Origin of the sequence: Paenibacillus sp. NAIST15-1 (assembly GCF_001894745.1) — a bacterium.
GTDB classification, from domain to species: Bacteria; Bacillota; Bacilli; order Paenibacillales; family Paenibacillaceae; genus Paenibacillus_B; species Paenibacillus_B suaedae.
Map to the genome: position 1 here is coordinate 26,268 of NZ_BBYF01000029.1, position 10,869 is coordinate 37,136.

Genomic DNA, 10,869 nt, shown 5'->3' on the forward strand with positions numbered 1-10,869 from the left:
CAGAACTATGTTCAAAAAGTACAGTTTTCAGCACCGAGAAGGTTGGATAAAGCTAGGGCCTGAGTAGCGCAGCGTACGTAGTTTGTACGTGAGCAACGGAAGGACCGGCTGAATTCAAGATTCGATGCCGATATCACATCCTGAGTTACTTCGTGATCAAAAGTGAACTTTTTGAACTACCTCTTATTAAGGTGGTGGAGGAGTACTATCATGAAAAAGAAAAAGAAATCCTTCTTTGCTAGATTCGGCAAGTCGGAAGCGGCAGTGGCTTGGCTCTTCATGACACCGGGTTTGATTCTACTGGCCCTATTTGTCTTCTGGCCGATTATTTATAGCGTACCGCTGGCGCTGACGAATTACTCCGTCATAGGCAAGACCGAGTTTGTTGGCTTGGATAACTTCGTTAAGGCGTTGCAGGATAAGAGCTTCATCACGTCACTGCTCAACTCATTGCTATACGTCATTGTTGTACCATTTATTCAGATTATATCTATACTTATGGCGATTCTAGTCAACAGCAATGTCAAAGGCATTAAATTATTTCGTACGGCTTATTACATCCCCGTAGTTACTTCTATGGTCGCGGTAGCGCTTATTTGGGGCTGGCTGCTCAACCAGAATGGGGTCATAAACTATGTGCTGTCCAATGTAGGGTTAATGAAAGAGAAAATTACCTGGCTGTCCGACAAAGATACAGCACTGTGGACACTGATGTTCATTACGATGTGGAAGGGCCTTGGCTACTATATGATGATTTATTTGGCCGGCTTGCAATCCGTTCCGAAGGATCTGACAGAGGCTGCGATGATTGATGGCGCGAGCCGGGCGCAGACGATTCGTAAAATTACAATTCCGCTGTTGAGACCGTATGTCTTTTTCTGCACGCTTATTTCACTAATGGCGGCAATCCGTGTGTTCGATGAAGTGTTCATCCTAACGATGGGTGGACCGGGGGATGCTACCTTAACATCGAGCTTATATATTTATCAGCAGGGTTTCCAGCAATTTAATTTCGGCTACTCTTCGGCACTTGGTTTAATTGTCAGCGTCATGATTGGTGCGCTTAGTATCGTCATCTTCAGATTCAACCGGAAGGGTGGTGTCAATCCATATTAATGGATGCATGATATGAGAAAAAAACCACTTCGATTAGTGAAATTATTATTGTTGTATGGGGCATTAATTCTATTTGCCATTTTTATGATGGGACCATTCCTATGGATATTAAGTGTGTCGCTCATGCCCGGCAAGAATGTGTTCAGCTCTCCGCCGGCGATTTTCCCGACATTTATTGACTTTGATAATTACGTCCAAGTGTGGAATTACATGGACTTTCCAAGATACTTAATGAATACCGTTATCATTGCGCTGATGGGCGTTGTAATGAACATCTTCTTTTCTTGCCTTACAGCCTATCCGCTTGCCGTATTCCGTTTCAAAGGCCGGGATCTAATCTTTACGCTACTGATAGCGACGATGATTATTCCCGCTGCAGCCGGCATGGTAGTTAACTATTTGACGGTAAAAGCACTAGGCTTGATGGGCGGGTTTCTTGCAGTCGTGCTTCCTTCAGCGGTTACCGTGTTCAACGTATTCCTAATGAGACAGGCGTTTATGGGCATGCCACATGAGCTGCGCGATTCCGGCAAAGTGGACGGTGCCAGCGAATTTCGTATTTGGCTGCAATTGGCGCTGCCGATTGTGAAGCCGGCGATCGCCGTTATTGGTCTATTGGAGTTCATGGGGATGTGGAATAGCTTCCTCTGGCCGATGATTGTGCTTAATGATACGAAGCAGTATCCAATCGCGTCCGCGCTCAGCTTTTTAAATGGCCAATTTTCCTATAATTTTGGCTGGATTGCCGCCGGAACCGTTATTTCGGTTATCCCGATTATCATCGTGTTCCTGTGCACCCAGAAATATTACATGGAAGGTGTATCCGGAGCAGTTAAAGGATAGGAGGACACGACTCACATGAGAAAAATTATATATATTCCGCTGGACGAACGTCCGTGCAATTACGAATTTCCGGCACTTCTTGCCGCGGGCACGAATTATCATGTTGTCCGTCCGGATTTAAGCATGATGGGGCTGAAGAAGCGCCCTGGAGATATCGAACAGCTATGGGCTTGGTTATTCGAGCAGGCGCGCGATGCAGACGGAGCGATTGTGGCCTTGGACACATTGCTATACGGAGGAATCATCCCCTCGCGGCTGCATGAGATGACGGAGGAACAATGCGGGGAGCAATTGGAGAAGCTTCGTCAATTGAAGCGGATCAACCCGGCTTTGCACGTATTTGCTTATCAGCTCATTATGCGTTGTCCGCGCTATTCCAGCAGTGATGAAGAACCGGATTACTACGAGAATTGGGGCAGGGAAATTTTCCGGCGCGGATATATCCGCCATCGTTTGGAGCTGGGCATCACGACAGAAGAAGAGCAACATGAATTGCAGCAGATTGAGGGTGTTTTGCCTGAATCCATGTGGCAGGACTACACGGAACGCCGTGCTGTTAATTTAACAGCGAATAAGAGAGCAATCGAACTGGTGCAGGCCGGGGCCGTCGATTTCATGATCATCCCACAGGATGACTCGGCTCCTTATGGTCTGACTGCGGTGGATCAGCAGCACGTTCGCAAGCATGTCAAGAAGTGTCAGCAGCAGCTGTCCGTCTATATGTATCCCGGGGCCGACGAAGTGGGGTGTACACTACTTGCTCGCATGATCAATCATTTTGAGCGTTGCAAGCCACGGGTGCATGTTCATTTTGCCAGTGTGCAAGGGCCGTTAGTGATGCCTCTATATGAGGATCGCGTGCTATATGAATCGGTTAAATATCAGATTATGGCGGCCGGAGGACTAATGTCGCCTTCCCTGGCAGAAGCCGATATGGCCCTATGCATCAATTCACCCGGCGAGAGCATGATGGAGTCGAATGATCAAGGGCAGCCATCTTTAGGGTATCAGGTATACCGGAATCTAGTTGAACTGGTAGAGATGGCTGATGATATTGTTCATCGTCTCGGCAAGCCTTGTGTTATCGCCGATGTAGCCTATGCCAACGGAGCAGATCTTGAACTGCTGCAGCTGCTTCGCGATAAGAAGCTATTGTTCGAATTGGCCGGTTATGCAGGCTGGAATACAAGTGGCAACACGCTCGGAACTTGCATTGCTCAAGGTATGATCTATGCCGTGAATGGCAATACGCCGCAGCATCGCGATTTCCTGTCACTGCGCTATGTTGAGGATGGGGGCTATTGTGCCTCCGTGCGTAGAGATGTAAGTGATCGGGTGCTGCCTGGTTTGGGATACAATTATTTCTCGATCGACGGACAGCGGGGACAAATCGCTGAGCAGGTCAGAGCTGGATTGAATCGGTTCATTGAGCAGCATTTGTATAGTCCAGACAATAATTACGAGATCGTGATCGACGATTGCTATATGCCTTGGAGTCGGATGTTTGAGGTCGGATTGAAGACCCATGTCCGTGATACGAAGTAAGGACAATAAAGTACGCAAATAACAGAAAAGGCGCATGAACAGCTTAGGTGGATGCTGGAAGCGCCGGAGAAGGAGCCAGCGAGAGATGCATAACGAGCGAATGACAGACGTCGCCGTCCTAGGCGGCGGGTTGGGCGGATGTATGGCCGCATTGGCTGCAGCCAAAATGGGCGTGCGTGTGATCATGACAGAGGAGACGGATTGGCTTGGCGGTCAGCTGACAAGTCAGGCGGTTCCGCCGGATGAACATCGGTGGATTGAGGAATTCGGCTGCACAGAGACGTATCGCGAGTTTCGAGACCGGGTGCGTGCTTATTATCGAGAGAACTATCCGATGTCAGAGGAAGCGAAGAATAATGAACTGCTTAATCCCGGCAATGGTTGGGTAAGCCGCTTATGCCATGAGCCGAAGGTGGCGCTGCGCGTCATCGAGGATATGTTGGCCCCGTATGTGAACAGCGGCCGTATCACGGTGTTGTATCATTTCAGACCAACTGCAGCCTCAGTGAACGAGGATCAGATAGAGAGTGTAACCGTTACACATATAAGCTCAGGTGAAGAAGTTGTACTAAGGGGATCATACTTCCTCGATGCTACGGAATGTGGAGACGTACTGCCGTTAGCGGGAGTTGAATATGTAATAGGTGCGGAGTCCAGGCATGAGACAGGGGAGCCGCATGCGCTGGAAGAGGCAAATCCGCTCGATGTGCAGTCGATCACCCATGTGTTTGCCCTCGATTATGTAGAGGGTGGCGACTTTACGATTGAGAAGCCTGAGCAATATGATTTCTGGCGCAAGTTCGTACCGAAGCATACGAATATTCCGCTATTAAGCTGGTATGCGAACGATACGGATGACGCGGAGAAAATGAAGGAGTTCGCCCTATTTCCAGGTGAACGTAAGGACGCTTCTGGACGGGAGCTACTGTCGCTGTGGACGTATCGTCGTGTCATCGACCCGGCTTTATTTGAGCCTGGGCTATATGAGAGTGACATCACCTTGATCAATTGGCCGCAGAACGATTATTTTCTGGGTTCAATTATTGACGTTCCTGAAGCAGAACGGGAGGAGCATCTGGCGAATGCTAGACAGTTAAGCCTCTCACTGATCTACTGGCTCCAGACCGAGACGCCTCGTCCGGACGGAGGGAGCGGGTATCCTGGCATCCGGCTGCGTACGGATGTACTGGGTACAGAGGACGGACTGGCGAAGTACCCGTATATTCGCGAGTCGCGCCGGATTCAAGCGATGTATACCATTACGGAGCAGGATGTTAGTAAGGAAATCCGCGGGGAACAAGGAATTCGCCGTTACGACGATAGCGTCGGTGTAGGCAGCTATCATCTAGATGTTCACCTGACGACCGTCACGAACCGAACGTTCTATATTCCGAACTATCCGTACGAGATTCCGCTTGGTGCGTTACTGCCGATCCGGGTCAAGAATTTGCTGCCCGCTTGTAAAAATATCGGCACCACTCAAATCACGAATGGATGCTACCGCCTCCACCCGACAGAATGGAATATTGGGGAATCGGTCGGTTATTTAGCAGCCTATGCGCTGCAGAATCAAGTGACGCCGCATGAGGTTCACGCCAATTCGGAGCATCTTCAGGCCTATCAAGCGCTGATTCAAAGACAAGGGATCCAAATCCACTGGCCGGACGATCTGGTTCTATAACAACGATAGAGTAGAAAAACTCAGCAGACAGCCACTCTATTGATAATAAGGGGTGGCTGTTACTGATTCTAAGGAAATGAAAGAGTACATATTATGAGCTACCTATTACTCAATGAACAGTTTATTTATGGAGGTGGGCACTATGGTAGATTCAATGATTCAAACTTTAAAAGGCGGACTTATTGTTTCCTGTCAAGCTCTTGAGGAAGAACCATTCTACGGAAGTGATTATATGGCCCGCTTTGCTCTAGCGGCTGAAATGGGCAAGGCGGTAGGGATCAGGGCGAATACGCCTCAAGATATTAGAGCGATAAAAAAGGTGACGAATTTGCCGATTATCGGCTTATGGAAGAAGGAGTATACCGGTTCTGACGTTTACATAACTCCTACCTTAACAGAGGTTGAAGGTATAATCGCTGCTGGAGCCGATATTGTTGCTACGGATGCTACAATGCGCAATAGGCCGGGCAATGTTTGTCTTGCGGATTTGGTTAAAGAAATAAGGGAGAAGCACCAAGTACTATTAATGGCAGATGTATCTTCTGTAGCAGAAGGAGTAGAGGCAGATAGACTGGGTTTTGATCTTATTTCTACTACGCTATCTGGTTATACAGCCTACAGCCCGCAGAGCGAGGAACCAGATATTCAATTAGTTGCTGATTTAAGTCAAATGGTTAGCGTTCCCGTATTAGCTGAGGGGAGAATTCATAGTCCTGAACAGACTGTTGCGTGTCTTAGGGCCGGAGCTTACGCCGTTGTAATTGGCGGAGCCATTACCAGGCCGCAATTGATTACTAAGAAATATACGGATGCTATACATCAATATCATAACGTTCCTGAAATGTAGTCTCTATTATTTTGTTGCAGCAGCCTTTAAGCGAGGAGGTTCTATGGATGGGACATACTGGGGAGGTAGCTATAGGTCTAGATATCGGTGGAACAAACATAAAGTCGGGGATTGTAAATGCGGAGGGAGTGGTCATTCACCATTTGAATTGTCCGACGAAGGCAAATGAAGGTGGGGAAGCACTGATAAATCGAATTGCCGAAATTACGAAGGAATTAGAAAGGTATTCAAGCAGTCAAGGATGGAAGGTAAAAGGTGTCGGCATAGGGACTGCCGGTCAAGTGAATAGTCGGACAGGCGTTGTAATGGGGGCCACAGCTAATTTGCCGGGATGGGCCGGAATGGAGCTTGGAAATCGGCTGCATTCCATGACAGGTTTGTCTGTATTGATCGATAACGATGCGAATGCCATGGCATTCGGCGAGGCGTGGGTAGGGTCTGGCAGACAATGGAGCGACTTCATCTGTGTTACCTTGGGAACGGGAGTGGGCGGTTGCCTGATCATGAATCATAGGCCGTATCAAGGACGGGATGGGTTTGCGGGAGAAATCGGCCATCATGTTATTGAGTACAGTGGTTATCCATGCAATTGCGGAAGAAGAGGCTGTTGGGAACAGTATGCTTCTGTTACAGGATTGATGAGAATGGCAGAAGAAGCTGGGACAGAGCTAGAAGGGATTAGTACCGCGGAAAGTCTATTCGCATCTGCGCAGGAAGGACACGAAGCATCTATTCACGTGCTGAGAAGATATACTCTGTATATTGCTGCTGGTCTGGCTGATATGGTTCATACATGTAATCCAGAGGGGATTGTCATTGGAGGGGCCATTACTCGGCAAGGCGATTTTTTACTTAATCCGGTTCGTGAAAGTCTGTCGCGCCAGCTGCTTCCTGTTTATAGAGAGAGGATTCGGGAAATTGAGGTAGTCTCGGCTTCTTTAGGAGATAATGGAGGTGTAGTAGGGGCTGTAGCGGGTTATTTTATTTAAAATAAAATTCACAGTATAATGTAACTTGTTATAGCATACTAGTTTGCCTTTTAAAATGCGTGTTCAAAAAGGTCGGTTTTCAGCACCGAGAAGATTGGATGAAGATAGGGACTGAGGAGCGGAGCGTACGTAGTGGGTACGTGAGCACCTGAAGGCCCGGCTGAATTCAAGATTTGATGCCGAATCAGCTTCCCGATTTACTTCGTGATCAAAAGCGGATTTTTTGAACAACCTCTTAAAGGAATTTGTGTATATCCTAAATAGTAGGTTAGTCTACAGTTCACTATTTGTTAGGCAACCTGAAAGGAGAATGGATTTGTCTAACGAGCAGGGAATGGGAAAGACGTTGTTATCCATAAGAAGTCATTTTAATGGATTAACCAAAACAGAACAAAAAGTTGCAAATTTTATTCTGGAAAACGCTCAGGATATCATTTATCATTCGGTGACCGAACTTGCAGAGAGAGCAGACGTCGGTGAGACGACGGTGATTCGCCTCTGCCGGAAACTGAAATTCCAGGGCTTTCAGGATTTTAAATTATCCCTGGCACAAGATATGGTTAAGCCTTCCGATCGCTTATATAATGAAGTTACGGAAGAGGATGATGCAGCGACTTTAAACCGCAAGGTGATATCTATGCATATTGAGACGCTGGAACAAACTTCGGAACTTATTAGTTCAGATCAGCTGGAGAAGACCATTGATCTATTGACTGCAGCTAATCATATTCACTTTTTTGGAGTCGGATCTTCAGGCTTGACGGCGTTACAGGCCGCGCATAGCTTCACCAGGATTGGCAAGCAGAGCTTTGCTAAGACAGATACGCACTTTCAGGCTATGACAGCTGCATTAATGCATCCTGGGGATGTAGCTGTTGGGATATCCATTTCGGGAAGCACCAAAGATACGCTGGAGAACTTAAGCCTAGCCAAGAAAGCGGGCGCCAAAATAGTCGTTATGACCAGTAATGCGCGTTCCCCTATAACCAAACTGGCAGATATCGAACTGTTAATGGTTGCTAGAGAAAATCCATTACAAGGAAGCTCACTTGCTGCAAAGATATCTCAGCTAGCTGTTATTGATATTTTGAATGTCGGGGTTTCTTTAAAAATTAAGGATGAAGCTATGAAATACCGCGAGATAACGGCAAAATCAATCTCAGAGAAACTGTATTAATGATTACATCATTAATTTCAATTATATTAGTCGATAAAATGAGAAAGCTCTCCATCGTATGGTGAGCTTTTTGTCATTCTATGGCCAAATATTAGGCATTGAAGGCAACGTTGGTGTATCCGGTCCTTAGTGGCACGGTTGCGTATCAGCTCTGCACGGCGCCGGCAATTGCATCTGCTATGACATGCTGCTAAACTCCCTTTCTGGTAGGGTTTAACTCGATTAATGTAGAAGTATGGTGAGAAGCAGCGCTGCAGACAATGAATCCTGCCAAGAGATCGAGAGAATCTTATCATTAAAGGAGGATGTATGAAGATAAATAGAGAGCCTATATTACCAATTAGACAAATAGGGGAAGACAATTGGGTTGAAAACCTGACATGCTTTCTTGAGGATCAGGATGTAGAAGTGATTTCATTAGAAACTGAAAATTTTCAAAAGACAGAGAAATATCTAGATTGGATAATTCCCTCACAAACGAAAGATTATTTCTTACATTTCGGTGGTATAGAAAGCTCTGATTTCATGTACAACCTTAAGAAAATGGATGAGTGGGAAGCATTGACAAATTCTATATGGGAATTTGTATCATTGTATTTTCAACAAGATGAAACAGATACATATATTGTTTTTGCTGAAAGTCCTAGCAATGATCCTATTTGCTTTAAAAGGGATACTGGGGAGATTTATTTATTTTCTCATGATCCGATTAAAAGGGCTAAAGTATATAAAGATTTCAATGACTATTTATTAAATGAGATAATTGAAATTCAAAAATTGTATGCAGAAGTTACTTTTGATAGTTCTAAGGAAGAAATAGAGTATAAAAGAAACTTGTTGGATGGCGAGGGTATTGATTTTGAATTCCGCTATTTAAAACTTTAAGCATGACAAAGAATTCAACCCATAGGGTTGCCTATTAGCAGCCCTATGGACGGTTGGCCATGATCTTTGATTATATACAGGCTTAGGATGTGAGAGGGTGATTACATGAAAATAATAGAGAACAAAGCGATAGAAAAAGAATACGATTTGCTGCTCAGAATTTTTGAAAAATATTATGACTCATACGAAGAAATGCTTAACAGAGCTAAAAATGTAGAACAAGATACCGTTATTTGGAGTGATTCATTTTTAGAATTTTTTCCATATCAAAATGCACTAAATCAATTAAAGAAGCCCAAAATCTATAAAACTGAGCCTGAATCTAATGAAGGAGTTATCGTAAATAAGTTAAAAGATGGTGAACTGTACTATTCTTATGATAAAGAAAATAAGGGATGGGGCAGTGTTTTTGTAATAAAAGAAGATGGGATGAAACTTTATCTTAGGTTTCTAAATAACGATAATGATGAAATCGTTTTGGAGCAAGTATATTGTGTAGTTTTGAAAGAGACTGTGATAGAAAAAGTATTATTCTATTTAAAAGACGTCGACTTGGACGGAGACGAGGAATTGAACGAAGAAACACTTTTGGTGGATGAGTATTTGTATAATAGCAATCAAGCAGTTGATACAATTATTAGAAATGGTTTCTATCATGAAAATAAAAATAGTATACCAACTACAACATTTCGATTTGAGTATGTTGATGAACGTATATTGATATATTCAAAACAAATGAAACAAAATCAGGTGGATGTCGAACAGTTAAGGTGGAAGATCAAAAAAATCAAGTAGAACAGTAATATAGACGAGAACAAATACAAAGGAGTTTCTATGGAAAAGAAAATAGAAGATTATATTTATGAACTAGAACAATTAATAGAACGAGCTGATAAGGAAAACGATAAATACTTATTCCAAGACCCAGCATATGAAATCATGGAAGAAATTGAAGAGTTAGATAATGCATTTGAATTTGTAGAGCCCATATTTTTATTAATTGAAAGAAGTCCAGATATTGATTTTGGCGGTCCAGGGCCATTCGGGAGTTTTTTAGAAACGTTTTATCATAATGGTTATGAAGACATACTAGTAAAATCATTACAACGTAAACCTAAAGAGTATACCATTCACTTATTAGAACGTCTTTGTAATGATGAAAGTAATCCAAAAAGAAAAGAATATTATACTTTGTTAGATTCATTAGAACATTGAGTGCCATAAGTTTGTGTTATATATGCTGGAGGTAAGTGTCATGGAAAATAGGCTTCATTATTTTGATAATTATTTGGATGATGAAGATGTGTATTCTGCTCTAGAAAAATATTGGATTGATATGTTTTTTATGTTGTTGCATAAAGAAAAAGTGGATGGAAGCGATTGGATATGCCCGTATTATAACACTAACTTCAGTAATGGGGAAAAAATGATGGATGGAAATCCTATATTTTCGGCGAAATCAAAAGAAAAAAATAAAATAATAAGAATTATTCAAGAAAGCTCTAAGAATGGGGCTTTATTTTCTTATTGGTTAAATAGTTCAATGGACAATAGCCAGAATGAATTGGTGATAGTTTGTACATTAAATAATAATAACTTAGAAAAGATAAACGATATAATCATTAGTTGGATTAAAGGAAATTTGAAAGATATAGAATAAAAAGTCTAAGAGAATATAGCGGATTAACCCCATAAATTTGGACACATAGAAACTAATTCTTTCTTTTTCATTCATTATCGTTTAGACACGAACCATTTTAATTGGAATCGCTTCCACTTGATTCTG

11 protein-coding genes are annotated in these 10,869 nt (G+C 43.6%); all 11 read left to right on the forward strand.

The annotated features are described in order from the left end of the window. The first annotated feature begins 210 nt into the window (after positions 1-210). The 11 genes from PBN151_RS29605 to PBN151_RS29655 all read left to right on the forward strand — a co-directional run bounded on the left by PBN151_RS29605 (position 211) and on the right by PBN151_RS29655 (position 10,743). Positions 211-1,116, forward strand: coding sequence for a carbohydrate ABC transporter permease (locus PBN151_RS29605; RefSeq protein WP_072732172.1), 906 nt, complete (start codon positions 211-213; stop codon positions 1,114-1,116). 12 nt (positions 1,117-1,128) lie between these two features. Further along, on the forward strand, positions 1,129-1,959 hold the full coding sequence (locus tag PBN151_RS29610; protein ID WP_065292848.1) for a carbohydrate ABC transporter permease: 831 nt from the start codon (positions 1,129-1,131) through the stop codon (positions 1,957-1,959). Positions 1,960-1,974: 15 nt separating this feature from the next. Then, entirely contained in the window at positions 1,975-3,504 is a 1,530-nt protein-coding gene (locus PBN151_RS29615) for a DUF4127 family protein (protein ID WP_072732173.1), read from the forward strand. 85 nt (positions 3,505-3,589) lie between these two features. Next, positions 3,590-5,185 carry an FAD-dependent oxidoreductase gene (locus PBN151_RS29620; protein ID WP_072732174.1) on the forward strand — a complete coding sequence of 532 codons (1,596 nt, stop codon included), beginning with the start codon at positions 3,590-3,592 and terminating at the stop codon, positions 5,183-5,185. Positions 5,186-5,327: 142 nt separating this feature from the next. Then, on the forward strand, positions 5,328-6,032 hold the full coding sequence (locus tag PBN151_RS29625; RefSeq protein WP_072732175.1) for an N-acetylmannosamine-6-phosphate 2-epimerase: 705 nt from the start codon (positions 5,328-5,330) through the stop codon (positions 6,030-6,032). Between the two features lie 47 nt (positions 6,033-6,079). Then, positions 6,080-7,021: an ROK family protein gene (locus tag PBN151_RS29630; RefSeq protein WP_072732176.1), complete on the forward strand. Its 942-nt coding sequence runs from the start codon at positions 6,080-6,082 to the stop codon at positions 7,019-7,021. Positions 7,022-7,331: 310 nt separating this feature from the next. Further along, on the forward strand, positions 7,332-8,198 hold the full coding sequence (locus PBN151_RS29635) for a MurR/RpiR family transcriptional regulator (RefSeq protein ID WP_036590506.1): 867 nt from the start codon (positions 7,332-7,334) through the stop codon (positions 8,196-8,198). 309 nt (positions 8,199-8,507) lie between these two features. Further along, positions 8,508-9,083: an SMI1/KNR4 family protein gene (locus tag PBN151_RS29640; RefSeq protein WP_072732177.1), complete on the forward strand. Its 576-nt coding sequence runs from the start codon at positions 8,508-8,510 to the stop codon at positions 9,081-9,083. Positions 9,084-9,188: 105 nt separating this feature from the next. Then, positions 9,189-9,878, forward strand: coding sequence for a hypothetical protein (locus tag PBN151_RS29645; protein ID WP_072732178.1), 690 nt, complete (start codon positions 9,189-9,191; stop codon positions 9,876-9,878). 39 nt (positions 9,879-9,917) lie between these two features. Further along, positions 9,918-10,298 carry a hypothetical protein gene (locus tag PBN151_RS29650; RefSeq protein WP_072732179.1) on the forward strand — a complete coding sequence of 127 codons (381 nt, stop codon included), beginning with the start codon at positions 9,918-9,920 and terminating at the stop codon, positions 10,296-10,298. Positions 10,299-10,338: 40 nt separating this feature from the next. Continuing rightward, on the forward strand, positions 10,339-10,743 hold the full coding sequence (locus PBN151_RS29655) for a hypothetical protein (protein WP_072732180.1): 405 nt from the start codon (positions 10,339-10,341) through the stop codon (positions 10,741-10,743). The last annotated feature ends 126 nt before the right edge of the window (positions 10,744-10,869 follow it).

Excerpts from the sequence above, each read along its gene's own strand:
- PBN151_RS29605 (WP_072732172.1), top strand. The coding sequence starts at position 211 with ATGAAAAAGAAAAAGAAATCCTTCTTTGCTAGATTCGGCAAGTCGGAA.
- PBN151_RS29610 (WP_065292848.1), top strand. The coding sequence starts at position 1,129 with ATGAGAAAAAAACCACTTCGATTAGTGAAATTATTATTGTTGTATGGG.
- PBN151_RS29615 (WP_072732173.1), top strand. The coding sequence starts at position 1,975 with ATGAGAAAAATTATATATATTCCGCTGGACGAACGTCCGTGCAATTAC.
- PBN151_RS29620 (WP_072732174.1), top strand. The coding sequence starts at position 3,590 with ATGCATAACGAGCGAATGACAGACGTCGCCGTCCTAGGCGGCGGGTTG.
- PBN151_RS29625 (WP_072732175.1), top strand. The coding sequence starts at position 5,328 with ATGGTAGATTCAATGATTCAAACTTTAAAAGGCGGACTTATTGTTTCC.
- PBN151_RS29630 (WP_072732176.1), top strand. The coding sequence starts at position 6,080 with ATGGGACATACTGGGGAGGTAGCTATAGGTCTAGATATCGGTGGAACA.
- PBN151_RS29635 (WP_036590506.1), top strand. The coding sequence starts at position 7,332 with ATGGATTTGTCTAACGAGCAGGGAATGGGAAAGACGTTGTTATCCATA.
- PBN151_RS29640 (WP_072732177.1), top strand. The coding sequence starts at position 8,508 with ATGAAGATAAATAGAGAGCCTATATTACCAATTAGACAAATAGGGGAA.
- PBN151_RS29645 (WP_072732178.1), top strand. The coding sequence starts at position 9,189 with ATGAAAATAATAGAGAACAAAGCGATAGAAAAAGAATACGATTTGCTG.
- PBN151_RS29650 (WP_072732179.1), top strand. The coding sequence starts at position 9,918 with ATGGAAAAGAAAATAGAAGATTATATTTATGAACTAGAACAATTAATA.
- PBN151_RS29655 (WP_072732180.1), top strand. The coding sequence starts at position 10,339 with ATGGAAAATAGGCTTCATTATTTTGATAATTATTTGGATGATGAAGAT.